This is a genomic window from Thermobifida sp., assembly GCF_017577275.1.
Lineage (GTDB): Bacteria > Actinomycetota > Actinomycetes > Streptosporangiales > Streptosporangiaceae > Thermobifida > Thermobifida fusca.
In genome coordinates this window covers 44,369-70,370 of the sequence record NZ_PITY01000020.1, presented here as the reverse complement: position 1 = coordinate 70,370, position 26,002 = coordinate 44,369, and the positions used below count along the sequence as shown (strand labels likewise).

Annotated in this window: 21 protein-coding genes; 8 read left to right on the top strand and 13 right to left on the bottom strand. The window is 69.4% G+C overall.

Annotated elements, in window-relative coordinates; genetic code table 11:
- Positions 1–126 precede the first annotated feature (126 nt).
- Together hflX and CW348_RS05475 are read left to right on the top strand one after the other, a co-directional pair.
- On the top strand, positions 127–1,602 hold the full coding sequence (hflX, locus tag CW348_RS05480; protein ID WP_104612566.1) for a GTPase HflX: 1,476 nt from the start codon (positions 127–129) through the stop codon (positions 1,600–1,602).
- Positions 1,603–1,876: 274 nt separating this feature from the next.
- The gene (locus CW348_RS05475) at positions 1,877–3,082 is read left to right on the top strand and encodes an imidazolonepropionase (RefSeq protein WP_011291268.1); all 1,206 of its coding nucleotides are present in this window, start codon (positions 1,877–1,879) and stop codon (positions 3,080–3,082) included.
- A 45-nt stretch (positions 3,083–3,127) separates the two neighbouring features.
- Here CW348_RS05475 and CW348_RS05470 read toward each other — a convergent pair whose 3' ends face one another.
- From CW348_RS05470 to CW348_RS05440, 7 genes are all read right to left on the bottom strand, one after another.
- Positions 3,128–3,673 carry a phosphotransferase gene (locus tag CW348_RS05470; protein WP_199850770.1) on the bottom strand — a complete coding sequence of 182 codons (546 nt, stop codon included), beginning with the start codon at positions 3,671–3,673 and terminating at the stop codon, positions 3,128–3,130.
- Positions 3,674–3,945: 272 nt separating this feature from the next.
- The gene (holA, locus tag CW348_RS05465; protein WP_038043404.1) at positions 3,946–4,914 is read right to left on the bottom strand and encodes a DNA polymerase III subunit delta; all 969 of its coding nucleotides are present in this window, start codon (positions 4,912–4,914) and stop codon (positions 3,946–3,948) included.
- A gap of 55 nt (positions 4,915–4,969) precedes the next feature.
- The gene (locus CW348_RS05460; protein WP_011291271.1) at positions 4,970–5,815 is read right to left on the bottom strand and encodes an oxygenase MpaB family protein; all 846 of its coding nucleotides are present in this window, start codon (positions 5,813–5,815) and stop codon (positions 4,970–4,972) included.
- Positions 5,816–5,869: 54 nt separating this feature from the next.
- Positions 5,870–8,224, bottom strand: a complete 2,355-nt coding sequence (locus CW348_RS05455) for a ComEC/Rec2 family competence protein (RefSeq protein WP_104612892.1) — start codon at positions 8,222–8,224, stop codon at positions 5,870–5,872.
- Positions 8,221–9,288 carry a ComEA family DNA-binding protein gene (locus CW348_RS05450; protein WP_287463023.1) on the bottom strand — a complete coding sequence of 356 codons (1,068 nt, stop codon included), beginning with the start codon at positions 9,286–9,288 and terminating at the stop codon, positions 8,221–8,223. The genes CW348_RS05455 and CW348_RS05450 overlap by 4 nt, the downstream gene beginning before the upstream one ends.
- Positions 9,289–9,475: 187 nt before the next feature.
- Positions 9,476–9,754: a 30S ribosomal protein S20 gene (rpsT, locus tag CW348_RS05445; protein WP_011291274.1), complete on the bottom strand. Its 279-nt coding sequence runs from the start codon at positions 9,752–9,754 to the stop codon at positions 9,476–9,478.
- Between the two features lie 197 nt (positions 9,755–9,951).
- Positions 9,952–10,923: a hypothetical protein gene (locus CW348_RS05440; RefSeq protein ID WP_061783628.1), complete on the bottom strand. Its 972-nt coding sequence runs from the start codon at positions 10,921–10,923 to the stop codon at positions 9,952–9,954.
- A 179-nt stretch (positions 10,924–11,102) separates the two neighbouring features.
- Here CW348_RS05440 and lepA point away from each other — a divergent pair, with 179 nt between their 5' ends.
- A complete protein-coding gene (gene lepA, locus CW348_RS05435; RefSeq protein ID WP_011291276.1) occupies positions 11,103–12,947 on the top strand; it encodes a translation elongation factor 4 in 1,845 nt (614 codons plus the stop codon).
- A gap of 86 nt (positions 12,948–13,033) precedes the next feature.
- Here lepA and CW348_RS05430 read toward each other — a convergent pair whose 3' ends face one another.
- From CW348_RS05430 to CW348_RS05415, 4 genes are all read right to left on the bottom strand, one after another.
- Positions 13,034–13,909, bottom strand: coding sequence for a sugar ABC transporter permease (locus tag CW348_RS05430; protein WP_011291277.1), 876 nt, complete (start codon positions 13,907–13,909; stop codon positions 13,034–13,036).
- Positions 13,906–15,516, bottom strand: a complete 1,611-nt coding sequence (locus CW348_RS05425; RefSeq protein WP_104612891.1) for an ABC transporter permease subunit — start codon at positions 15,514–15,516, stop codon at positions 13,906–13,908. The genes CW348_RS05430 and CW348_RS05425 overlap by 4 nt, the downstream gene beginning before the upstream one ends.
- 6 nt (positions 15,517–15,522) lie before the next feature.
- Entirely contained in the window at positions 15,523–16,773 is a 1,251-nt protein-coding gene (locus CW348_RS05420; RefSeq protein WP_104612890.1) for a maltose ABC transporter substrate-binding protein, read from the bottom strand.
- A 229-nt stretch (positions 16,774–17,002) separates the two neighbouring features.
- Entirely contained in the window at positions 17,003–18,637 is a 1,635-nt protein-coding gene (locus tag CW348_RS05415; protein ID WP_011291280.1) for a glycoside hydrolase family 13 protein, read from the bottom strand.
- Between the two features lie 104 nt (positions 18,638–18,741).
- Between CW348_RS05415 and CW348_RS05410 the strand changes: the two genes are divergently transcribed.
- Positions 18,742–19,785 (top strand): LacI family DNA-binding transcriptional regulator, encoded by a 1,044-nt coding sequence (locus CW348_RS05410; RefSeq protein ID WP_011291281.1) that lies wholly within the window; start codon positions 18,742–18,744, stop codon positions 19,783–19,785.
- A 142-nt stretch (positions 19,786–19,927) separates the two neighbouring features.
- Positions 19,928–21,160 carry a radical SAM family heme chaperone HemW gene (gene hemW, locus CW348_RS05405; RefSeq protein WP_011291282.1) on the top strand — a complete coding sequence of 411 codons (1,233 nt, stop codon included), beginning with the start codon at positions 19,928–19,930 and terminating at the stop codon, positions 21,158–21,160.
- A gap of 60 nt (positions 21,161–21,220) precedes the next feature.
- On the opposite strand, the gene CW348_RS05400 is transcribed toward hemW, so the two are convergent.
- Positions 21,221–21,667 (bottom strand): DUF4870 domain-containing protein, encoded by a 447-nt coding sequence (locus CW348_RS05400; RefSeq protein WP_287463015.1) that lies wholly within the window; start codon positions 21,665–21,667, stop codon positions 21,221–21,223.
- 254 nt (positions 21,668–21,921) lie between these two features.
- Entirely contained in the window at positions 21,922–22,251 is a 330-nt protein-coding gene (locus tag CW348_RS05395) for a DUF4870 domain-containing protein (RefSeq protein ID WP_016188370.1), read from the bottom strand.
- An 854-nt stretch (positions 22,252–23,105) separates the two neighbouring features.
- On the opposite strand from CW348_RS05395, the gene hrcA reads away from it, so the two are divergent.
- From hrcA to CW348_RS05380, 3 genes are read left to right on the top strand one after another with little or no spacing between them, the layout of a single operon-like run.
- Entirely contained in the window at positions 23,106–24,119 is a 1,014-nt protein-coding gene (gene hrcA / locus CW348_RS05390) for a heat-inducible transcriptional repressor HrcA (RefSeq protein WP_016188371.1), read from the top strand.
- Positions 24,120–25,259, top strand: coding sequence for a molecular chaperone DnaJ (gene dnaJ, locus CW348_RS05385; RefSeq protein WP_011291286.1), 1,140 nt, complete (start codon positions 24,120–24,122; stop codon positions 25,257–25,259).
- A complete protein-coding gene (locus CW348_RS05380; protein WP_011291287.1) occupies positions 25,256–26,002 on the top strand; it encodes a 16S rRNA (uracil(1498)-N(3))-methyltransferase in 747 nt (248 codons plus the stop codon). The genes dnaJ and CW348_RS05380 overlap by 4 nt, the downstream gene beginning before the upstream one ends.

The window sequence follows — 26,002 nt, the reverse complement described above, 5'->3', positions numbered from 1 at the left end:
AAGGGGGATGTTCTGGGGCTGCTGGGACGGCGGAGCGCCTCAAAAACCACCTGACTTCTGGCGGTACCCGTGGGACGATCGGGGAAGGAACCACGGTGACGCCGTGTTAGCACTCACCAGATGGATATGACGCGTACTTCTCTCAACCTCAACGACCACACACTCCGCACCGGATCAAGCGTCGACACGGAAGACTCTGTGCCAGCCCATTTCGACGGAATCGACACGACCACCCCGGGAGAGGCCGAGCTGCAGGACCGCCTCGCGCTGCGCCGGGTCAACGGACTGTCCACCGAACTCCACGACATCACCGAAGTCGAGTACCGGTCGCTGCGGTTGGAGCGCGTGGTACTCATCGGCGTGTGGACCAGCGGCACTCAGGAGGATGCCGACAACTCCCTGTTCGAACTCAAACAGCTTGCGGAAACCGCGGGCGCCGTGGTTCTCGCCGGACTCACCCAGCGCCGGTCCAAACCGGACCCGGCTACCTACATCGGCAGCGGCAAGGCCGCTGAACTCCGCGACATCGTGGAGGCCACCGGAGCTGACACCGTCATCTGCGACGGGGAGCTCACCCCCGGCCAGCTGCGCCAACTGGAAGAAGCGGTCAAGGTCAAGGTGATCGACCGGACCGCGCTCATCCTCGACATCTTCGCCCAGCACGCCCGCAGCCGCGAAGGTAAAGCCCAAGTGGAACTGGCGCAGCTCACCTACCTGCTGCCGCGGCTCCGCGGATGGGGTGAGGCCCTGTCCCGCCAGACGGGCACGTCCGGCGGCGGCAACGGCGGAGTGGGGCTGCGCGGTCCCGGTGAGACCAAGCTGGAAACCGACCGGCGCCGCATCCACCGGCGGATGGCCAAGCTCCGTCGCGAACTGGCGCACATGGCGGTGGCCCGCGAAGTGAAACGCGACCGGCGCCGCAGCCGCAAAGTGCCTGCCGTCGCCATCGCCGGGTACACCAACGCGGGCAAGTCCAGCCTGCTCAACCGGATCACCGGTGCCGGGGTCCTCGTGGAGGACACGCTGTTCGCCACCCTGGACCCGACCGTGCGCCGGGCACGCACCCCGGACGGTCGCCTCTTCACCCTGAGCGACACCGTCGGATTCGTGCGGCACCTGCCGCACCAGCTCGTGGAAGCGTTCCGCTCCACCTTGGAGGAGGTCACCGAAGCCGACCTCATCCTCCACGTCGTGGACGGCTCCCACCCTGACCCCGAGCAGCAGATCGCCTCGGTACGGCAGGTTTTCGCGGAGATCGACGCCACGGACATCCCCGAGCTGATCGTCATCAACAAGATCGACGCCGCCGACGAGACACAGCTCAGGCAGTTGCGCACCAAGTACCCCGGCATGGTCGAAGTCTCCGCACGCACCGGGGAAGGCATCGGCGAGCTGCTCCAAGCGATCGCCGAAGCCCTGCCCGAATCGGAGCACGAGGTCACCGTGCTGCTGCCCTACGAGCGGGGCGACCTGGTCTCCCGCATCCACCAGGAAGGCCGGATCCTTAGCGAGGAGCACACCGCCTCCGGCACGGTCCTCCACGCCTGGGTGTCCCCGGAACTCGCCGGTCAACTGGACCGATACGCCACCGTGGCCTCATAGCTAGAGCCTAACCGAACAAAAACGGCGGAACCTCTTGTGAGGTTCCGCCGTTTACTGTTCAGCCGCAAAGGTGTACATCTCAGCGCTCTATGAACTACGGTTGCCTTCACCCGAAGTTGACGGATGCTGCTGCCCGGCCTCGTTCCGGCCGCGTTGACCCCCCAGCTACGGCAAGGCATCGATATGAAGTCGTGTGAAGACTGTTCGTGTGACGTGGTCGTCTTCCGGGTCCGGGGGACGGCCGTGGCAGCGCGGACGGGCGAGCGGTGAAACAATGACGGTACGGCTGTTGACGAACATCGGACGACTATGGACCGGCGTCGAACTGATCAGCAACGCCGCCATCGTCATGCGCGATGGGATCATTGCCTGGGTTGGCCCAGCCGCCAGCCTGCCCCAGAGCATTCCCGGAGTGATTGACCACATCGCCGACGCCCAGATCGACAACGCGGGCGGCGCGCTCGTCACCCCCGGGCTCATCGACGCCCACGCCCACCCCGTCTACGCGGGGAACCGGTACGCCGAAATCTCCGCGCGCAGCGAGGGAGCCTCCCAGAGCGACATCGTCGCCGCGGGCGGCGGTGTCTCCTCCACCGTCACCGTGACCCGGGGCACCGACCCGTGGACCCTCTGCAACGACGTGCGAGACCGGCTCCGCCACTGGCTGCTGTGGGGCACCACCACCGTAGAAGCGAAAACCGGCTACCACCTGACCCGCGACGGGGAGCTCGCCGATGTGCGCCTGCTGCGCTCCCTCGAAGAAGAACCCGGAATGCCGCGGCTGCACGTCACCTTCTTCGCTGCGCACGCGATACCGCCCGAATACTTCGGCCGCCACCGCGACTACGTGCAGGCGGTCGGCTCCTGGCTGGGGGACGCCGCCCAGGCCGGGGCGGACGGGGTCGACGTCTACTGCGACAACCGCCAGTTCACCACAGAAGACGCGCGCTGGATCCTCACCCTAGGGCGCGCTGCCGGCCTCAAAACACGGATCCACGCCTGCTCCAAACCCCGGCACGGCGCGGTGCGCATGGCCGCGGAAATGCAGTGCAACTCGGTGGACCTGCTCCACGAGACCGACGAGGAAGACCTGGTGGCGCTCGCCCGGACGAAGACACCGGTCGTGGTCTGCCCCACCGCGTCCCTCAACGAGTGCCGCACCCCGCCGGTCCGCGCCCTCCTCGACCACGGAGTCCCTGTAGCACTGGGCACCGACCACAACCCGGCGCACTGCGGTACCACCATGATGTCGCTGGTCGTGTGCATGGCGATCGGGCTGTACGGGCTCAGCGTGCAAGAAGCCCTGCGCGCCGCCACCGTCGGCGGGGCCCAGGCACTGGGCACGCTGGACCGCGGCGTGATCGCCGTGGGGAAGGTCGCGGACGTCGTCCAGTGGGACGCCGAGCACGAAGGCGCTTTCGCCTGGTCCTACGGGCTCAAAGCGATGCGGGTGTGGCGCGGCGGAGAGCCCCTCCGCTGACCCTGCGGCACACGCCACGGTGCGGGCCGGAGCCGATGCCCACGATCAGCCCCGAAGCGCCGCGGCATGGGCGCGCAGGTAGGCGAGGTCCGTGCGGTAGATGGCGTCGTGCCCCTCGGCACAATGCCGGGCGAACGCTGCATCCCCTGCCGCTGCCCGCTCCCTCATGAACTCCACCAAGGCCACCAAGCGTTCCTGAGCGACTGCGAGGAGCATCGCACGGTCCGCCGCGCTCGTGAGCCCGTAGGCGGCCGTGAACAGTTCCAACCGTCGTGCCTGCTCCGCCACAGGCACGTCCTCACCGATCGTGCCGGGCGCGCTCAACGGCACGAACCGGTAGGCGGCCAACGCGAGATCCCAGAGACGCGGCCCCGGATGCGCCGCGTCGAAGTCGATGAACGCCACCGGCAGCCCGGTGCGGAACACGGTGTTGTAGGGCGCCACGTCACCGTGGCAGATCACCTCGCGGGGAGCGCGTTCCGGCAACTGCCACACCGCGTCGCGCGGCGGAACGAACCCCACGGTCGCGTCGTGGTAGCGTCGCAGCAGCCAGCCGCCCCGCAGCGGCCAGGGCCGCATCCCGGCGCGCATACGCGGGCACCGGATCGGTGGCCACTGCCCCCGCCACAAAGTCGAGAATCTCCCGCCCCTGATCGTCGACACCGTGCACGCGGGGCGCCCCGGAAAACCCTGCCGCCGCCACATGCCGCAGCAGTGCGTGCACCGCAGGAGTCCACGGGCCGGTAGGGCGGAGTACGACGGCCCCGACCCGGACCACCTGGTTGACCCCGCCGCGGAATACCTCGCTGTCCACAGGACGACGACCCTAAGCCACCCGCGGCACGGCCGCCGCTCCGGACCGTCTACCGCCGGCCACGGGCCGCCACGATTTCGATCACCGCCCGCTCCAGGGCATAGGCCGGGTCCCGGCCCGCGCCTTTCACGAGGGCGTCGGTTTCCGCCACCACCCGCATCGCCTGCGCCACCCCCCGCGGAGTCCAGCCGCGCGCCTGCTGGCGAAGCGTACGCAGCTTCCACGGCGGCACCTTGGCCTGTTTCGCGAGTTCCGACTCGGACAGGCCGCGCGAGGACTGCACCACCACCGCGAGACCGCGCACCGCGCTCGCCAACGCGCTGGTGATCAGCACCGGTGCCATGCCCACCGCCAACGACCAGCGCAACTGCTCCAACGCTTCAGCGAGCCGCCCCTCCACGGCACGGTCCGCCACGGTGAACCCGGACGCTTCCGCCTTCCCCCGGTGGTAGCGGGCCACCGCCTCGGCGTCGACCCGACCCTCGGTGTCGGCGATGAGCTGGGTGCAGGCCGCCGCGATCTCCCGCAGGTCCGTGCCGACCGCGTCCAAGAGCGCCTGCGCGGCGTCCGCGGTGATCTTCCGTCCCGCGCGGTCGAACTCGCCTTTGATGAACGCGATCCGCTCCGACGCCTTCGTTGGCTTGGCGCAGTCGATCCGGTGGGCTCCGGCCTGCAGCGCAGCCTGCAGCAGCGCCTTGCCTTTCGCGCCGCCCGCATGGACGAGCACCAGCACCACGTCGTCGACGGGATCTTTCACGTAGTCGGTGATCACCCCGGCGGGCTCCTTGGTGAGGTCCTGCGCTGAGCGCAACACCACCACCCGGCGGTCCCCGAACAGCGACGGCGAGGTGACTTCGACCAATTTCCCGGCGCTCACCTGGGACGGCATCAGGTCGTGCACGTCGACTTCCGGATCGGTGGCGCGCACCGCGGCCACCACTTCAGCGACGGCGCGGTCGACGAGCAGCTCCTCGTCGCCGACGATGACGGTCAGCGGCGGAACGGAGGTGGAGTCCATGGACGTCAGCATGCCATGCTGCGGTGACCTCCGGGCCCACCCGCAGGGGAGGCCGTCAAGAACGCTGCCGGGCCCGCGCCGCGGCGGCAGGCCGCCGCCCGCGGGGACGGTGGTACAACCGGTTCTGCGCCGCCCGGCGGCGGATATCCCACAGGAAACCGTCCCGCACCGCGGTGCGGAGCCGGAGCGGAAGCCGCGGATACACCGCCCGCACCACCGTGCACAACCGGTGGAAGCGGCGGTGGCGGCGCGCATCCCAGGCCAGGCCGAACTCGTCGCGCAGTCGGGACGGCAGCAGCCCGGCAGCCACAAACCCTTGGAAGCGGGCCGCGGGACGCAGCAGACGAGCAGAAGGGTGCAGCAGGTCGCGGGCCACGGCCCGGGCTGCTGGGGTGACCCGCAGCGTAGCGAGCGTCTCCTCCCAGTAGCGGGCGAACTCGGCGCGGGAGGCCGGCCAGTACTCCTCCGGACATCCCAAGGCCGTGGCGAACACTGCCGAACGCGCATACACCTCGTCTTTCTCCGCGTCCGTGAGGTTCCCCACGAACCGCTCGTAGGCGGTCTCCGCGGACTGGTACAAGGTGGCGGCCACCCAGCGGAGCAGTTCCGGGTCGAGCGCCCGGTATCCGGGACCGGTGACCTTGGTGTGCATTGCGCGCACGATCGCGCTGATCCGCTCCGCTTCGTCCGGGGAGCCGAACATGACCCCGTAGACGAAGGTGAGAGTGCCGTGGAGCCGACTGAGCGGCCGGTGCGCGAAATCGCTGTAGTCGTGCACGCCCTGCCCCACCGCGGGGTGGGCGATCTGCAGCAGGATCGCGTACCCGGCCCCGGCCAGCAGGGCAGCCTCGCGGAAGACACGGTCGAGGACAGGAGCATCAGAGGGGGAGGAGGGGACCATAACTTTCAGCTTACGTTCCGGCTGGACCGAGGGCTGGGGCCGTCGGTCCTGGGATTAGCGCACGTCAGGGCCGCGCCAGTACACCACGGGGCCGTCCCCGGTCGGCACCACCGCCACATCGCCGTGCTGGTCTGTGCGGTACGAGGCGGAGGTCAGCGCGGTCAACTGCGCCCACGTGTCCGCAGCCGGGTGCCCGTAGGGGTTGCCGGCGCCCACCGAGGTGAGCGTCACCCGGGGCCGGGTGGCTTCGAGGAACACGGCCTCCTGCGTGCCCGCCCCATGGTGCGGGGTCTTGAGCACGTCAACACCGCGGATCCCCGGATGGGTGAGGAGAGCGCGCTGGGCCGACTCTTCGATATCCCCGGTGAGCAGCACCGACAACCCGCCTTCGGCGGGCGGGGCAGCGGACCGGTGGGCGAGCACGACCACGCTGCCCTCATTGGCGTCCCCGCCCGCGAAGTCGGCGGGCGGCCACAGCACGGACAGTCGCCAGCGTCCCACAGCCAGCTCCTCCCCGGCATGCACGGTGCGCAGCCGCGCCCCGGCCCGCTCCAAGGCTGCGGCAGCGTCCGGTGCGTCGAACCCCGGAGGCACCACCGCCTCCGCCACGGTCCGGCCCCGCAGCACCCCGCTTGTGCCGCCCGCATGGTCCAGGTCGTGGTGGGTGAGCACCAGCAGCGCAACCCGGCGCACCCGCAGCCGGTCCAAGCAGCGGTCCACTGCCCCTGGACGCGGCCCGGTGTCGACCACCACCGCCTCCCCGCGGTCCACCGCCAACACGAGCGCGTCCCCTTGGCCGACGTCGCAGGCGACCACCGCCCACCCCGGCGGGGGCCAGCTAGGAGCCAGGCAGGCGAGAGCCAGCGCCGCCACCGCGGACGCGGCAATCCCCGCAGCCACCACCCTCCGTGCCCAGCCCCGCAGCACCAGCAGCGCGGCGAGCAGGACAGCCAGCAGCAACGCCCCCACCACGTCGGACCGCCACGGCACCGCGCCGTGCGGCACGCGGGCACCCCATTCCGCGATGCGGTGGATCCAGGCCACGGCGACCCCCGGAACCCACACCGCCACCTGTGCGGCGGGAGGCGCCACCAGTCCCAGGGCGGCGACCACGAAACCGCCGACGGTGGCGACCGGCACGAACGGCCCAGCCGCCACGTTCGTCGGCACGGACACCCAACTGACCTCGGCGGACAGCACCACGAGCAGCGGCGCACACGCCACTTGGGCGGCGAGCGTGACCGCGACCGGCTCCGCCAGCCACGCCGGCACCCGGCGTGCCCATGCGTCCCGCCACGGGGGCGCGAGCACCATGATGCCGCCGGTAGCCAGCACGGACAGGGCGAACCCGAACGAGGCAGCCAGCGCCGGATGGAACAGCAGCAGCCCGATCACTGCGGCAGCTAGCGCTGCCACCCCGATCCGGGGACGCCCCACGACCAGGGAGACGAGGGCGACCGCGCCCATGAAAGCCGCACGCAGCACACTCGGTTCCGGCCGTGCCAACAGCACAAACCCGGCGATTGTGGCCGCACCGGTGAGTGCGGAAGCCCACACAGGCAGCCGGAGCCAGCGGGTGACCGCCAGCACCGCGCCGGCCATCACCGCGAGATTCGCCCCGGAGACGGTCAACAGGTGCGTCATGCCGGTGGCGCGGAAGATCTCCGCGGTCTCCGCGTCCAACAGGGACGTGTCCCCCACGACCAGCGCGGGCAGCAGACCCCGCTCCGGCTGGGGCAGGACCGCGCACGCCCGCCGCAGCCCGCCGCGGACCCGGTCCGCCCACGCATGGGCGGCCGACGGCGGGCCCACGTGACGGGGCGGACCGCGGACCAAGAGCAGCGCAGCATCCAGGCGGGTGCCCGCGGGCACCGCGGTGCCCGCTACGCGCACCGGCTGGCTGGGCACCAGGTGCCGCCACTGTTCGCCGTGGACGAGGAGGACCACCGGGACCCGGCTCCGGACCCGGGTCCCGTCCGGCAGCGTCACCCACTCGGTGTGGGCCGTCACCACGAACTCGGCCCGCCCCGGGACCGCGGGGTTCTCCCGAGGCCGCGGGTCCAAGGCGAGCACCACACTCGCCTCCGTGAACTGCTGGGCCGCGGCCAGCTCAGCCATCGGACTGGCCGCTACCGCGGCGGTGCGCCCGGCCACCGCCACCGCCCCGCCCGCAGCGCAGACCAGGGTCGCACCGCACAGGGCGGCTACGGTCCCCCAGCGCGGGTGGCGCAGCAGGAGCAGCCCTGCCCACGCGGCCGTGCCGAGCACCGCCGCGGTGAGGAACGCGGTGCGTGGCGCAGCGTGGAGCAGTGCGAGGACCGTCAGCCACAGTCCCACGGCCGGGACCGCCAGGCTCACGTCGAGCCGGACACCTGCCCCGGGCAGGGGACCGGAACCTGCCGCAGTCACGGGGCACCGCCGACGTAGACCAGGTCGCGCAGCTCCGCGAACCGGCGGTCCCCGATACCGGTGACGTCGTGGAGCTGCTCCACCGAGGTGAAACCGCCGATGGACGCGCGGTGGTCGATGATGCGCTGGGCCAGCACCGGGCCGATTCCCGGCAGGGTCTGCAACTGGTCGGCGGTAGCGGTGTTGAGGTCGATCCGCCCGTCCCCGGCGGGCAGGCCCGGACCCTCGCCTTCCCCGGCCATGGGCGACGGGGTGACCCCAACGAGGATCTGCTCGCCGTCGACGAGGGGACGGGCCAGGTTGAGGAACCCTAGATCCGCATCCGGGCGCGGGCCGCCCGCCGCGTCGAGAGCATCGGCCACCCGGGACCCGGCGGGCAGGGTCACGATCCCCGGGGAGACCACGTCACCGCCCACGTGGACCACGACCGTGCCGGCAGGACTCGCTTCCGCCGCCGGGGACGGATGAGGACCGGACGGGACGGCCTCCTGCGGCGGCGCGGGCGCGGACGCGGGACGGGCGTTGAGCATGAACCAGCCGGTGACCCCCGCGGCCAGCAGGCACACGAGGGCGAGCGCCGCCACCCCGGACAGGGTCACGCGGGGCCGCAGCTCCACTGAGACACCCCTCCAGCGGTCCACAAGGGCCGCCAGCGGGGCAGGCAGCCGCCGCTCCGCCGGGTCGGGGAGCGGCGGGATGCGCACATACCCGGGCGGGGGAGCGGGAGCCGAACCGTCGTTCCGACCCGTGCCGCGGTCCGGCTGAGGTGCGGCGGGCGGGGCCGGACGGGCACCGCGGCCCGCCCGGGCAGGGCGCTCTGCCGCATCCTCGTCCCTCCCCACCTCGGGAGCCGGGGGACGCCGTGGCGCGGGAAGCACGGGCACCGGGGAGCGGACCGTGTCGGCTACGGCATCGGGCGGGGGAGGAACAGTGAAGTCCAGTGGGGTCGGGTCCCCGTCGTCCGCTGCCCGCCACTCGGCAGGCAAGGCGGCCTCAGACGACGGCAGGGGAGACGGCTGCTGCGCTGCCGGGGCAGCGGGCTCAGGAGCAGTGTGTCGTGCCATACCGGGGACGGTAGGTCCCCGCCACGGGAGCGCTAGAGAGGAAGGTTCCGCCTGTGGACAACTGCGCGGAGCGCTCACCGGTACGGCCCGCAACCGGCAGCGGACCGGCCCCGACAACGCGAAAGGCCAGACACCGTCACGATGCCTGGCCGTGGGCGCGTGTCAGGAACGAACCTGCTGCAGACGCTTAGGCAGCCTGAGACTGCTGCAGCTGGTGGAGCCGCTTGGCGATCGCGCTCTTGCGGTTCGCAGCCTGGTTCTTGTGGATCACGCCCTTGCTGACGGCCTTGTCCAGCTGGCGTGCCGCGGCGCGCTGGAGAATGATGGCCTCTTCGACGTTCCCGGCCTCGGCAGCTTCACGGAACTTGCGGATAGCGGTCTTCAGCGACGACTTGACCGCCTTGTTGCGCAGACGAGCCTTCTCGTTCTGCCGGATGCGCTTCTTCTGCGACTTGATGTTCGCCATGCGAAACCCTGCTCCAGTTACGTCAGGATGTGCGTCGTCACCACCCGGACCGCGCCTGTGGGCAGCCGCGCCACGAGGAGATCCGCGGAGATCGACGCGAGGATTGAGACCAAGGGCTCAAAAGTGAACGTGGAACGTCTGAGACACGGACTTCCATTATGCCCTGGGAAGGGGAATGCTCGCACCGCGGCACCGCTTTACCGCTGGATGTGCAGCCAATCTTCCTCGAGCTCCGTCCACGCGTCGTCGGCCAGCTCCTCCGGGGCGTGGACCGCGATCCCGAAACTGTCCCGCTGGCCGTGCGCGGTCAACGCGATCCGCACCGCCTCCACCGCGGTCGCTGCCGCGGCAGGGTCGTCCGCCGCCGGCGGCACCCCGATCCGCAGCCCGATCGTCTCCGGCACGGTCCGCAGCGCCAGCGTCGTCTGCCGGGCCATGAAACCGCCGTACAGGGAGCCGCTGGGCATCCCCGTGCCGCTGCCGGACACGACGACCACGTCCGACAGTTCCGCGACCCGGAGGAGGAAATTGGTCGACCAGTAGCGTTCGCCCCCCTGGACGGCGAACACGGGAAGCCGCACCCCGGGAAGCGGCTCGAGGGGGAGGGCGAGTACGGACAGCACGGCCTCCGCGCCGATCGCGTCGCGAGTACGCTCCAGCAGGTCCACGAAGCCCGGGTCGTTCACGGTGACCGGGGTGATGGCGTAGTGCACGCCGTCGAACCCCGCGTCCACGACAGCGCTGGCCGCCTCCACCAGGCGGGCTCGCGCCTCCTTGGGCACGCGGTCCTCCAGCAGCGAAGAACTCTCCGCGGTGCTGCTGAGCCACCCCACCACTGCCACGTCCGGAAGCTCGCGGCCCATCCAGTCGAGGAAGGCGTTCGCTGCCGCGTACCCGGCGGGGTCAACCGTGCCGTCCTCCGCGATCTCCCCCACGTGCACATACACTTCGGTGAAGGCGCGCAGCCGGGGCAGCGCCGCGGCGAAGTCGGACTCGTCTTTGCTCCCGTCCACCCACGACCCGTCCAGCCACGCCGCGTCTGCGCCGGTCGAGGCCGCCCACTCCGCTTTCTCCCCGGAGAACTGTGCGGCTAGCACCACGCCCGCGCCTACCGCTACTACCAGTACTGCGGCCAGGCCCGCGAGAAGGCGTGTGAGAAGCCAGCGCACGTTGCTCTCCCGGTTCTGTCCGTCGCATAGCCTGATAGGGATCGTGTGCCCCATTGTGGCCCGCGGTACCGCCCGCTGTCGCGTCCGTGGGACCATGGGGGCACTGCCCGATCACGGCCGCGTGTGCGCTCCCGCCACGCAGTGCCCTATCCGACCTCGACGAATGTGAACGGACCACGGTGCCACAGCCAACTCGGACCGATCCCGCGCTGATTCGGAACTTCTGCATCATCGCGCACATCGACCATGGCAAGTCGACACTGGCCGACCGCATGCTGCAACTGACCGGCGTGGTTGAGGAACGCCAGATGCGGGCCCAGTACCTCGACCGCATGGACATCGAACGCGAGCGTGGCATCACCATCAAGTCGCAGGCGGTGCGACTGCCTTTTACCGCGCTCGACGATGTGACCTACATCCTCAACCTCATCGACACCCCGGGGCACGTGGACTTCAGCTATGAGGTCTCCCGGTCGCTGGCGGCCTGTGAAGGCGCGATCCTGCTGGTCGATGCGGCCCAGGGCATCGAGGCCCAGACTCTGGCCAACCTGTACATGGCGCTGGAGCACGATCTCACGATCATCCCGGTCCTCAACAAGATCGACCTGCCCGCGGCCCAGCCGGAGAAGTACGCCGCGGAGCTCGCCGGGATCATCGGCTGCGAGCCGTCGGACGTGCTGCGGGTGAGCGCCAAGACCGGTGAGGGTGTCGAGGAGCTGCTCAACGAGATCGTGGCTCGCATCCCCCCGCCGGTGGGCAATGCGGACGGGCCCGCCCGCGCGCTGATCTTCGACTCCGTCTACGACACCTACCGGGGTGTGGTCACCTACGTGCGGGTGGTCGACGGGCAGATCACCAACCGGGAACGCATCCAGATGATGTCGACCGGGGCCACCCACGAAATGCTGGAGGTCGGGGTGATCTCCCCCGAGCCCACCAAGGTGGACTCCCTCGGGGTGGGCGAGGTCGGCTACCTCATCACCGGGGTGAAGGATGTGCGCCAGTCCCGGGTCGGGGACACGATCACGTCGGCGGCCGCTCCCGCCGCGGAGGTCCTGCCCGGCTACCGCGACCCCAAGCCGATGGTGTTCTCCGGGCTGTACCCGATCGACGGCACCGACTACCCTGTGCTGCGGGACGCGTTGGAGAAGCTCCAGCTCAACGACGCCGCGCTGGTGTTCGAACCGGAGACGTCCGCCGCGCTCGGCTTCGGGTTCCGCTGCGGTTTCCTGGGGCTGCTGCACTTGGAGATCACCCGGGACCGGTTGGAGCGGGAGTTCGATCTGGCGCTCATCTCGACCGCCCCCAACGTGGTCTACCGCGTCCGTATGGAGGACGGCACCGAGCACACGGTGACCAACCCCAGCGAGTTCCCGTCGGGCAAGATCGCGGAGATCCGCGAGCCGGTGGTGAAGGCGACCGTGCTGACCCCCTCCGACTATGTCGGCCCGATCATGGAGCTGTGCCAGGGGCGGCGCGGCGTCTTGGACGGGATGGAGTACCTGTCCGAGGACCGGGTGGAGATGCGGTACACGCTGCCGCTCGCCGAGATCGTCTTCGACTTCTTCGACCAGCTCAAGTCCCGCACCAAGGGGTACGCCTCCTTGGACTACGAGCCGTCCGGGGAGCAGGCCGCCGACCTGGTGAAGGTGGACATCCTGCTGCAGGGGCAGGTGGTGGACGCGTTCTCCGCGATCGTGCACCGCGACAACGCCTACTCCTACGGTGCGGAGATGACGAAGAAGCTGCGGGAACTCATCCCCCGGCAGCAGTTCGAGGTGCCGATCCAGGCCGCGATCGGTTCCCGGGTCATCGCCCGGGAGAATATCCGCGCGCTTCGCAAGGACGTGCTCGCCAAGTGCTACGGCGGTGACATCAGCCGGAAGCGCAAGCTGCTGGAGAAGCAGAAGGAAGGCAAGAAGCGCATGAAGATGGTGGGCCGCGTCGAAGTGCCGCAGGAGGCGTTCATTTCGGCACTGTCCACCGAGAGCAGCGGCGAAGGCAAGGACGGCAAGAAGAAGTAAAGCGCTTCCCGGCCCGCACGCCGGGAAGCGCGTGGGAAGGGGCCGGTGCGGTCTGGGGAGGGGCCGCCGCACCGGCCCGATGGCTTTCAGCCTTTGACCGCCCCCGAGGTCAGCCCTTCGACGATGTAGCGCTGCAGGAACCAGAAGACCGCCATGGTCGGCAGGGCGATCAGCAGCGTGCCCACCGCGAACAGGCCGAAGTTCGCGTTGCGTTCGTCGGCGACCAGCGAGTACAGGCCGAGCGCCACCGTCTTAGCCTCCGGGTCGCGCAGGAACACGGTGGCGAGCAGGAACTCGTTGATGGTGTTGATGAACACCAACAGGCCGACGATCGCCAGCACCGGGGTGACCAGAGGCAGCATGATGCGGAAGAACGCCTGGGCGTGGGTGGCGCCGTCGACTTTGGCGGATTCGTCGAGCTCCATGGGGATGGTGTCGAAGAACCCTTTCATCAGCCAGGTGTTCACGCTCAGCGCCCCGCCCAGGTAGACCAACAGCAGGCCCCAGCGGGTGTCGAAGCCGATCGGGGGCCAGTAGTCGGTGACCGTGGCGAACATCAGGTAGATCGCCACGATCGCCAGGAACTGCGGGAACATCTGGATCAGCAGGATGCCGAGCAGGCCGATGCGGCGCCCAGTGAACCGGAACCGGCTGAAAGCGTAGGCGGCCAGCGCGGACAGGAACACGGTCACTGCGGCGTTGCACACCGCCAGCACGATCGAGTTGACGTACCACGCACCGAACGGGGTGGTGGCGAACAGTTCCCGGGCGTTGTCCAGGCTGGCCCCGGTCGGCACCAGGTGGCTGGAGCTGAGCGTGCCCAGCGGGTTGAGCGCGGCCGAGATGACGAACAGGATCGGGAACAGGGCGAAGGCCACCGCACACCACAGCAGCAGGTGCCGCCAGGAGTTGTCGCGCAGCCAGCGGAGGAAGGGGCGGTCGCGGTAGACGGGGGCGGTCACCGGTTCACCTCCTCCAGGGAACGGCTCTGTCTGAGGCTGATCAGCGACAGCAGGGCCACGATCAGGAAGATCAGCACGGAGACCGCTGAGGCGAACCCGTACTGGGCGCCTTGGCCGCCGAACGCCAACCGGAAGGTGTAGGTGATCAGCAGGTCGGTGGCTCCGGCCAGCGGGTTGTCCGGGCTGAACGGGCCGCCTGCCGTGATCAGCCAGATCGCGTTGAAGTTGTTGAAGTTGAACGCGAAGGTCGAGACCAGGATGGGGGTCATCGCGATCATCAGCAGCGGCAGGGTGACGTGGCGGAACGCCTGCCAGGCGCCCGCGCCGTCGATTCGGGCTGCTTGTTCCAGTTCCCGGGGGATGGACTGGAGGGCTCCCGTGGCGACGAGGAACATGTAGGGGAAGCCGAGCCAGGTGTTGACCAGCAGGATCGAGCCGCGCGCGGTCCACGCGTTGCCCAACCAGTTCACGTCCAGTCCCAGCACCCGGTTGATCAGCCCGAAGTCGGTGTTGAACATGTCCCGCCACAGCAGCAGCATCGCGAAGGACGGCATGGCGTACGGCAGGACCAAGAGGATCCGGTACAGGGTGCGGCCGCGCAGCGGGGTGCGGGTGTGCATGAGCAGCGCCAGGCCCAGGCCGACCACGAAGACCAGCAGGGTGGTGCCGGCAGCGAATCCGATGTTCCAGGCGAGGATGGACAGGAAGGACGCGCCGGTGGCCGGGTCGGTCACGAACCGGAGGAAGTTGTCGAAGCCGACGTTGACCCGCCAGCCTTGGAGGAGCCGCTGCCCGTCGTCGGAGACGAAGGAGCCGTTGACGTTGTCGGCGGTGTACGTCACCCCGGTGACGGAGTCCACGATGCAGTCGCAGTCCTCCTGGTAGGTCCGGGTGGCTTGGCCTTCGTAGGCCATGGACAGGCCGCTGGAGCGGATCCCGGTCCCGTCGCCGGTGGGCACCGCGAAGTCGGCGATCTCGTCGCTGCGCTCGTTGATCTGGGCGGTGGTGAGCACGGTGTACCCCTCGGCGTCGACGATCTTCCCGGAAGCCTCTCGGGTGAGGTCGTCGGGGTCGAGGGGGGTGAGGCCGTCGGCGTCGCCGGCGTAGACGGTGCCGTCGGCCGCGGTGAGCAGGAAGACGAGGTCGCCGGTGTCCGGGGCGCCGTCGGCGGCGACGGTGAGGGTGTACTGGGGGGAGTCGGGGGTGCGCACCACGGAGTAGGCCTCGATCGCGGCGATGGCCTGCTCCTTGTCCCCGCGGTGCCCGTCGCCGAAGTTGGTGACCGAGGTGCTGACGGTGTACAGCACCGGCAGGATCTGGAAGGCGATGAGCAGCAGCGTCCCGGGCAGCAGGTATTTCAGCGGGACGTGGCGGGGGGACAGGTAGACGTAGAAGATCAGGGCGGTGACTGCGGCGACGATGCCGACCCCGACCCAGTTGGCCGCTTCGATGAGCGGGAACGCGGCCCAGACTGCTAGGGCAGCGGCCAGCCCCAGCGCACCGATTTTGACGACCAGTCCGAGCAGTGAGGTCGTGGGCTCACCGCGGACGTGGGATGTGGGGGCGGGCGCCCCCGAGCGGGCGCCCGTGACGGTGTTGCGAGCCACCGTGGATCAACCGCCGATCTGCTCGGAGATGGCCTCACCCGCGGCCTTGACGGCCTCGGCGACGTCCTCACCGGCGATCACCGCGGCCTCGGCCTGCCCGAACGGGCCCCAGATCGCGGCCATTTCGGGGATGGCGGGCAGCGGGTCGCCGTTGGCGCCGGCCTCGACGATCTTGAGCAGGTCGGGGTCGTCGGCGGAGACCTTTTCCAGGGCGGCGGTCAGCGCCGGGGGACGGGGGTCGGCCTCGTACAGGGCGACGGCCAGTTCGGTCTCGGTCACGAAGTTGGTGGCGAACTCCTGGGCGAAGACCTTGTTGGCGCCGCCGGAAGCCACGAAGAACGCTTGGACGCCGATGAACGGGCGCGCTTCGTCTCCGTTCGCGAAGCCGGGAACCGGGCTGATCTCGTAGGGGATGCCCGCTTCCTTCATGTCTGCGATCGCCCACGGGCCGGAGATGAGGAAGGCGGTCTTCGCTTCGTTGAACAGGGGGCCGGCGTTCTGGCTGTCGATGGAGCGCTTGAGCGCGCCTTCGCCCTTCTCGCCGAGTTCCGCGATCTTCTCGAACGCCTTGATGGAGGATTCCGAGCCCACACCCATGTCGGAGGGGTCGAGGTTGCCTTCGTCGTCCTTGCCGAACAGGTAGCCGCCCGCGGAGGTGTACAGCGGGTAGATGTGGTAGGCGTCGCCTTCCGAGCCCACCTGGAGGCTCATGATCTCTTCGACCTTGCCGCTCTCTTTGAGCTTCTTGCCTTTCTTGATGAGCTCTTCAATGGTGTCGGGGGCTTCGGGGGCAAGGTCGGTGTTGCGGAAGAGCACCAGGTTCTCCATGGCGTAGGGCACGCCGTAGAGCTGGCCTTCGAACGTCACCGCGTCGAGGGCGACTTGTTCGAATCCGTCGGCAACCTCCTGGGGGAGCTGGACGGGGTCGATGGCGCCGTTGCGGACGAGGTTGCCGGTCCAGTCGTGGGCGCCCACGACCAGGTCGGGCGGGGATCCTGCCTGGTGTGCGGTGACGAAGTTGTCTTGGAGGTCTTCGTTCGGGATGGATTCGACTTTCACGGTGATGCCGTGGGCCTCACCGAATCGTTCCGCGTAGGGGATCAGCACATCGGTGCGGTTGGGGTCAGCCCAGATGACCATGGCACCGTCGGTGGACTGCTCGGAGGACGCGCTGTCGTCGCCTCCGCCGCCACACGCGGTGGCAAGCAGTGTCAGGACTGCTATGCCCGACAACACGCTGAAGCTACGGAACTTCATGGATTCTCCTTCGAGTAGGCCGCGGCAGCGTCCCCCTGCACGGCGCGGCTTCCGGGTGCGGTGGCGTGGACGTTAGCAACTTTTTGCAAAAGTTGGAAGAGTTTTCTCTTTCTTGCAACGAAATGAGTAATCCAAGTGAAATCTCCGGTTGACATAGAGGGGTCCGAACGCCCCCGAAAAGTCCGGACCCCTCTGTCGGTGTCAGCGCGCCACGCGCCGACTCACCCCGCTACTGCCGCAGCCACACCGCGGTGTCCCCAGGCAGCACGAGGTGCGTGCCGTCCTGCTCCACCGGACCGCTGGACAGCACCACTTCGCCCTCGAACGGCAGCGTGACCGGGTCAGCGCCGAAGTTCACCGCGCAGGTGAAACCCGGTTCCCGGCGGAAAGCCAGCACGTTCTGCGGGGCGTCCGCCCAGTGCAGCGCGTCCTCTGCGGGGAGCAGCAGTTCGCGGCGGAGCCGCAGCGCCTTCTTGTACAGCGACAGGGTCGAGTCCGGGTCGCGCTCCTGGACCTCCCGGGTCAGCGACCGCCACTCCGCGGGCACCGGCAGCCAACTGCGCTCCGCCGAGCAGCCGAAGCCGAACGGGGGCTCGTCGCCTTCCCAAGGCAGCGGCACCCGGCATCCGTCGCGGCCCCGCTCGGTGTATCCGGAGCGCTTCCACGTGGGGTCCTGCAGGGCCTCCTCCGGCAGATCGGTGACCTCGGGAAGTCCCAGCTCCTCACCCTGGTAGAGGTAGACCGATCCCGGCAGGGCCAGCATCAGCAGGAGCGCGGCGCGTGCCCGCGCCAGCCCTTGCGCGCCCCCGCCGAACCGGGTGACGTGCCGGGTGACGTCGTGGTTGGAGAGCACCCATGTGGTCGGCGCCCCCACCGCGTTGTTCGCGGCCAGGGAGCGGTCCACCACGGCGCGCAGCGTTGCAGCGTCCCAGTCTGCGGTGAGGTACTCGAAGTTGAACGCCTGGTGCAGCTCGTCGGGGCGGAGGTAGCGGGCCACGCGTTCCGCGTTCTCCACCCACGCCTCGGCCACCAGCGCGCGCTCCCCGGGGTAGCTGTCGACGATGGCGCGCCACTCCCGGTAGATCTCGTGGACCCCGTCCTGGTCGAAGTAGGGCAGCCGCGTGTGGCCGTCGAGCATGTCCGCCTTCTGGCCTTCGGCGATGTCGGGCAGCGCGGGGTCCTTGATCATGCCGTGGGCCACGTCGATGCGGAAGCCGTCCACCCCGCGGTCCAGCCAGAACCGCAGAATGTCGGCGAATTCGGCCCGGACCTCCGGGTTCTCCCAGTTCAGGTCGGGCTGCTCTACGTCGAACAGGTGCAGGTACCACTCGCCGGGCGTCCCGTCCGGCTCCGTCACCCGGGTCCAGGCGGGCCCGCCGAAGATCGACTGCCAGTTGTTCGGCGGCAGCTCCCCGTTCTCCCCGCGCCCCGGGCGGAAGACGTACCGGTCGCGCTCCGGGCTGCCCGGTCCGGCGGCCAGCGCGTCGCGGAACCAGCGGTGGGCGGAGGAGGTGTGGTTGGGAACGATGTCGATGATGACCCGGAGGCCCAGGTCGTGGGCGGTGGCCAGGAGGGCGTCGAAGTCGGCCAGCGTTCCGAACCGCGGGTCGACGTCACGGTAGTCGGCGACGTCGTAGCCGCCGTCGGCGAGGGGGGAGACGTAGAAGGGGGTCAGCCAGATCGCGTCCACGCCGAGCGAGACCAGGGCGGGCAGGCGCTCCCGGATGCCGTTGAGGTCGCCTTCGCCGTCGCCGTTGGAGTCCGCGAAGCTGCGGACGTAGATCTGGTAGATGACCGCGTGGCGCCACCAGTGGGTATGGGCGGTGGGCGCGGTCAAGTGAACGCTGTCGGGAACTTGCTGCATGGATGCGTCTCCATCGCACGAGTGGAACCCACGATTGCAATTACTTGCGCAAGATTACCTACTTCTTGCGTACATGGAAGAGGGGTTTTCGATAGAGTTCTGCCATGGGTCCACCACGATTGGCCGACATCGCCCGCCACGCGGGCGTAAGCGAGGCGACAGTTTCCCGGGTACTCAACGACAAGCCAGGGGTCGGCCCAGCCACGCGCGAAGCTGTACTGACCGCCTTGGACGTGCTCGGATACGAGCGTCCAGCCCGGCTGCGGCAGCGCTCCGCCGGGCTGGTCGGCATGGTCGTCCCGGAGCTAGAGAATCCGATATTCCCGATGTTCGCCCAGGCCGCAGAGCGGGTGCTCGCCCAGCACGGCTACACCCCCGTGCTGTGCACCCAGACCCCTGGCGGGATCGTGGAGGACGAGTACGTGGAGATGCTGCTGGAACGTAACGTCTCCGGCATCATCTTCGTTTCCGGCCTGCACGCCGACACCACCGCCAACCACGACCGCTACCGGGCGCTCCTCCAGCGCCGCCTGCCTATCGTCCTGGTCAACGGCTACGTCGAAGGACTGCCCGCGACCTTTATCTCCCCGGACGACCGGGCTGCGGCCCGACTCGCGGTCAACCACCTCGCGGCTCTCGGCCACACCCGGATCGGGTTCGCCAGCGGCCCCCACCGCTACGTGCCCGTCCAGCGCAAGCTGGACGGCTTCAAGGCCGCGATGCTGGAGAACGGCCTCGACTTCCACGACGACCTGGTCGAACTCTCCCTGTTCGGGGTGGAAGGCGGCCACGCGGCGGCCAGCAGACTGCTGGACCGCGGGGTCACCGCCATCGTCTGCGGCTCCGACCTCATGGCGTTGGGGGCGATCCGCGCGGCCCGCCAGCGGAACCTCACCGTCCCCGGTGACCTGTCAGTGGTCGGCTACGACGACTCCCCGCTCATCGCGTTCACCGACCCGCCACTGACCACGGTCCGCCAGCCGATACAGGCCATGGCACTCGCCGCGGTCCGCGCGCTCTGCGACGAGATCTCCGGGCATGCCCCGGCACGCACCGAGTACATGTTCGAACCGGAGCTCGTCGTGCGCGGCTCCACCGGCGTGCACCGGGCCTCCCTGGGAGAACAGGTCGCTCCGGCCGGGAACTAGCCGACGTTGTGCTCCGCGGACCGCACGGTCCCACCAGGCCAGCCCACTCGCCCCCACCGAGTGGGCAGGGCCGCGGCACGGCAGCCATGCTGGCCCGCGGCGGCCGGAGCGAGGACTGCCTCGCATCGCCGACACTGAAGACATGCCTTCAGCTCCACTCGACGGTACGCCTGTTCCCCCGGACGGCTCCCTGCCTGCCGATGCGCTCGCCGAGCTCGGCACCCGGCCGTTCGGGTTCTACGTGCACGTGCCGTTCTGCGCGACCCGCTGCGGCTACTGCGACTTCAACACCTACACCGCCGCGGAGCTGCGCTCGCGGGACGGAACAGCAGTCGCCTCCCCGCGCACCTACGCGGACCAGGCGATCGCTGAAATAGCGCTCGCCCGGCGGGTGCTCGGCGACCGCGAACTCCCGGTGCGTACCGTCTTCATGGGCGGCGGCACCCCCACCCTGCTCTCCCCGGAGGAACTCGGCCGCATCCTCGACGCGATCGACGCGCAGTTCGGGCTCGCCCCCGACGCCGAGATCACCACCGAAGCCAACCCGGAAACCGTGGACGCGGGCATCCTCGCCCGGTTGCGCGAAGCAGGGTTCACCCGGATCTCCTTCGGGATGCAGAGCGCCAAAGCGCACGTGCTCGCGGTCTTGGAACGCACCCACACCCCGGGACGGCCCGAACAGTGCGTGGCCTGGGCCCGCCAGGCCGGGTTCGCGCACGTCAACCTGGACCTCATCTACGGGACCCCCGGGGAGAGCGACGCCGACTGGAAAGAGTCCCTCACCGCCGCGATCGCGGCCGGCCCGGACCACATCTCCGCCTACTCGCTCATCGTGGAAGAAGGCACCCGGCTCGCCGCCCGGGTGCGCCGCGGCGAGCTGACCCCGTTCGACGACGACGTGCTGGCCGACCGCTACATCATGGCCGACGAACTGCTCTCCGCCGCGGGACTGCAGTGGTACGAGGTGTCGAACTGGGCAGCCGACCCTACCGCGCGCAGCGCGCACAACCTGCTGTACTGGACCGGCGGCCACTGGTGGGGGGTCGGCCCCGGTGCGCACAGCCACATCGGCGGGGTGCGGTGGTGGAACGTCAAACACCCCGCTGCCTACGCGGCCCGCCTGGCCGCGGGCCGCACCCCGGCGCACGCCCGGGAGATCCTCTCCGCAGCGGACCGCCGTTTCGAACGGATCCTCTTGGAGCTGCGGATCGCCCAAGGCTGCCCCCTCGACCTGCTCGACGACGCGGGGCGTGCCGCGGCTGCCCGCGCCGTCGCCGACGGGCTGCTGGACGCCGCCGCCCACGCGCGGGGACGCGCCGTCCTCACCCTGCGCGGCCGGCTGCTCGCCGATGCGCTGGTGCTCGACCTTGCCTGAGCAGGAGCCCGACAAAGTTCAGGGGGATCCCGGTGGGATCCCCCGTGCCGCAGGCCGAGACTACTTGACCATGCGGATGCTGATCGGGTAGCGGTACCACTCGCCCCGGTTCGCGGCGACCGCGGCGAGGATGGCGAAGATGATCCCGCAGACCAGGGCGGCTATCCAGGTGAGCGCGCCGATGACGATGAAGGTCAGGAACCAGGACACCACGTAGGCGATGAGGAGCGTGAGCTGGAAGTTCAGCGCTTCCGTCAAGTGGTGCCGCAGGTAAGGGGAGGCCGTGTCCTTCTGGATCAAGAACAGGATGAGCGGCCCCACGAACCCGGTGAGCAGACCGAGCACGTGGGTGAGCACGCTGAACGTCTTCTCGTCAGAGTTGCTCGGTCCCGGCTGCCCGTAGCCGTACTGCCCGTAGCCGGGGTGCGGGACGGGGGCGCCGTAGCCGGGGGGAGGTGTGGGCGCGCCGTAGCCGGGCGGAGTCCCGTAGCCGGGCTGGCCTCCCATAGCGGAAGGATCGGGGCTGTAACCGCCGGTGCCGTACTCCTCAGGACCGGGGGGGCGGATAGGGGTTATTCATGCGTCGTCCTCAGTAGTTCGTCAATCGAGGATGGGGGAGATGGATGCTCCGCAGTAGCGATGCAGTGGCACCGCAACGGTTCGCTGCAGCCCTAGCCGTGCGGTCGTGAACAGCCGGGGCGTCCTCGGCGGCAGCGGCCGTCCACCAATCTTTAGATGGCTTCACCGTAGAGGAGGTTCCGCTACTTGACCAGATGGATGGCGATCGGGTAGCGGTACCAGGCATCCCGGGCCGCGGCCATCGCGGCCATAGTCCCGAACACGAGGCAGTCCAGCCACACGACGACGATGACTACCGCGCCGATCCACGCCAAATCCGGGGTGAAGAACCCGAATCCCACAAAAAGCCCGGCTCCCACCACGTAGGGAATGAACAGGGTCAACTGGAAGTTCAACGCTTCAGCGGCGTGATGCCGGGTCCACGGAGAACGGTTTTTCACTGCCAGGTAGACGAGGAGCGCGGGCAGCCACCCGACACAGGCGAACACGATACCCACCAGGTGCGCGATCATCGCCCACGTACTGCCGTCCGGTGCGGGCGGCCAGGCGGCGGGGGGAACCCCCGGAGCGGTCCCGTACGGGCCGGGGGGAGGATAGCTGCCTTCCTGGTGGGGCTGCGGTGCGGGATACGCGGGATAAGGTCCTGCCCCGGGTGCGGGGGGAGTCGGCGGGGCGAACTGCGGAGGATGGTGCGGCGGGTGCGGGCCGGACTGGGGAGCGGCCCCAGAAGGTCCGGACCCCGGCTGCGCCCCCGGAGAAGGGACAGCCGGGTCGTGGTCGGGGGAGGGAGAAGACGGTGTCTCGTGCATATCTTCCCTTGGCTGGCTGGGGCACTGCCGTGGATACGCATCGCGGATCCACACAGGCAGCTTAATCAGGACGGGCTGCGGAGCGATTACAAGGAGCTTTCAGTCGTCGACCGATTCCAGCCGAGCCGCAGCAGGCCGCGACTGAAGATTTCGAGTCTGGTTGGCCCTGTGCCAGGCGCGGCCCCGCGGCGGCTTTCCGCCCTTGGGCGGAGAACGCCTCATCTGCACACCTGTGCCGCGACGCGCCACGGGTGTGCCGGGACGCCCGGCCTGCAGCCGACGCGGATAGCCTCATGCCCCGCTCCTGTTCCCACGGGCAGCGGCGGTGGGAATGGTGCTGCGGACGAGGCTGGCGGGAACAGGGCGACCGGCCCCGAAACGGCAGGGCCTGCGGCGTGGGAAATCTGGTGATGGGGAGTGAATACAGGTCCGAAGCGGGGCAAAATTCGGTTGATACCGTGCTTGGACAGACATAACGCCGCTCGGCGCCGCCGCATAGAATTAGCACTTAAGACCACGGAGTGCCAGGAGGTGAGCGCGTGCTCGACGACCGTAACGTGCTCGACGACCGTAAACTCGCGGTGCTGCGTGCCATCGTCGAAGACTACGTGTCCACGAATGAGCCCGTGGGGTCGAAAGCACTGGCCGAGCGGCACAAGCTGGGGGTTTCTCCGGCGACTATCCGCAACGACATGGTTGCGCTGGAGGAGCTGGGGTACATCGCCCAGCCGCACACCAGCGCGGGCCGGGTGCCGACGGACAAGGGCTACCGTCTGTTCGTGGACCGGCTCTCCAAGGTCAAGCCTCTGTCCAAGGCTGAGCGTCGGGCTATCGAGACGTTTCTGAGCGGGGCGCTCGACCTCGACGAGATCGTCTCCCGCACGGTGCGGCTGTTGGCGCACCTGACCCGGCAAGTGGCGATCATGCAGTACCCGTCCCTCACCCGGTCGAGCGTGCAGCACCTGGAGCTCGTGCCGCTGGGACCGCAGCGTCTTATGCTGGTGCTGATCACCAACACCGGTCGTGTCGAGCAGCGCGTCATCGACGGTCTTGCAGAGGTCTCCGACGACGTGGTCGAGAACCTGCGCGGGGCGCTGAACCGGGCTCTCGTGGGCAAGTGGCTGACCGAGGCACCGAAAGAGTTCCCGACGGTCCTCGCCCAGCTTCCGCTGGAGGAGCGGCCGATCGCCGAGTCGGTGATGTCGGTCTTGACGGAGAGCCTCGTCGAGAAGCACGAGGGGAAGGTCGTCTTCGGGGGGACCGCGAACCTCGCGGCGATGGGGTTCTCTGCCGGGCTCCGAGACGTCCTTGAAGCGCTGGAAGAAAACGTCGTCCTCATCCGTTTGCTGGGTGAGATGGGCGACGCATCGATGCTGACCGTGCGTATCGGTGCGGAGAACAACCACGAGGGCCTGCAGTCCACCTCGATTGTCGCCGCAGGGTACGGGATCGGCGATCAAACGTTGGCCAAGCTCGGGGTCGTCGGTCCAACCCGGATGGACTACCCAGGAACGATGGGAGCGGTGCGCGCAGTGGCAAGGTACGTCGGTCAGATCTTGGCGGGACAGTAAGTGGCCAGAGACTATTACGAGATCCTTGGTGTTCGCCGCGACGCGACCCAGGACGAGATCAAAAAGGCATACCGCCGGCTCGCACGTGAACTGCATCCCGACGTCAACCCCGACCCAGAGACCCAGGAGCGGTTCAAGGAAGTCGCCCAAGCCTACGAGGTGCTCTCCAACCCGGAGAAGCGCCGCATGTACGACATGGGCGTCGACCCGTTCGCGCGCGGCGGGGCAGCGGGCGGCGGAGCCACCGGCTTCGGAGCGGGCTTCCCGTTCGACGACTTGATGAACGCGTTCTTCGGGGGGAGCACGGGAACCCGCGCGGCACGCGAGCGGATGCGCCGGGGCCGGAGCATCAAGGTGCGGGTCGAGCTCGACCTCGAAGAGACCGCGTTCGGCGTCACCAAGGACATCACGTTCCCCACCGCGGTCGTGTGCAACACCTGCCAGGGTGAGGGCACGGCGCAGGGAACCCACCCCGAGACCTGCGACATGTGCGGTGGCCGCGGTGAAGTCTCCCAGGTCACTCGCTCGTTCCTCGGCCAAGTCATGACGACTCGGCCGTGCCCGCAGTGCGCGGGCCAGGGCACGATCATCCGCAACCCCTGCCCGGACTGCGCCGGGGAAGGCCGGGTCCGGGAGCGCGTCACCCGCAAAGTGCAGATCCCCGCGGGTGTCGAGGACGGGACCCAGATCCAGCTGGCGGGCGAAGGCGAGGTCGGCCCGAACGGCGGACCGCGCGGCGACATCTTCCTGGAGATCGTGGAACGCCCGCACCCGATCTTCGAACGGCGCGGCGACGACCTGCACTGCACGGTCACCGTTCCGATGACCGCGGCCGCGCTGGGGGCGACGCTGACCATCGACACCCTCGACGGCCCGGAGGAGATCGACCTGCGCCCCGGCACCAATTCCGGGCAGGTCATCACCCTGCAGTCGAAGGGCTGCCACCACCTCAACGCGCCGGGCCGCGGCGACCTGCACATCCACGTCACGGTGGAGACCCCCACCCGACTGGACGAAGAGCAGGAAGCGCTGCTGCGCAAGCTCGCGGAACTCCGCGGCGAGGACCGGCCGCCGGGCAAGTTCAGCCCGGGGCAGGGCAATTTCTTCTCCCGCATCCGTGACGCGTTCGGCGCGCGGTGACCGCCCCGGTTTTCCTGGTCGAGCCCGCGGCCCTCGACTCTGACCCCGTCGTGGTGGACGGCGCTGAGGGGCGGCACGCCGCCACGGTGCGCCGCATCGCCGTGGGTGAACCCGTGGACCTGGTCGACGGCGCGGGCCACCGGGCCCGCTGCGTGGTGACCGCGGTCGGCCGCGACACGATCACCTGCGCCGTCCAAGAGCGGGTGTTCGAGGCTGAACCGCGGCCGCGGATCACGGTCGTCCAAGCCTTGCCGAAAGGGGACCGCGGTGAGCTCGCCGTGGAAGTCATGACGGAAGCGGGCGTCGACGCCGTGGTGCCCTGGCAGGCAGAGCGCTGCATCACCCGCTGGCGGGGGGACCGTGTCGCCAGGTCGCTCACGAAATGGCGTTCCGCGGCCCGGGCTGCCGCTAAGCAGTCCCGGCGCAGCCGCATCCCCGAGGTCGCCGAACCGGTGGGGAAGGCGGGTGTCGTCGCGCTGCTGGAAAGCGCAACGCTGGGCATCGTGCTGCATGAAGAAGGCGCGGTCCGGCTTTCACAGCTGCCGCTGCCGGAAGAACTGTTCGGCCCTGCCGGGCACGCCGTCCTCGTCGTGGGGCCGGAAGGCGGGTTCAGCGACGCGGAGCTCGCAGCTTTCGAGGACGCCGGGGCGCTGCGGGCGCTGCTGGGGCCGACCGTGCTCCGCACGTCCACGGCCGGCGTGGCTGCTCTCGCGGTCCTCCAGGCCCGGTGCGGCCGCTGGTAG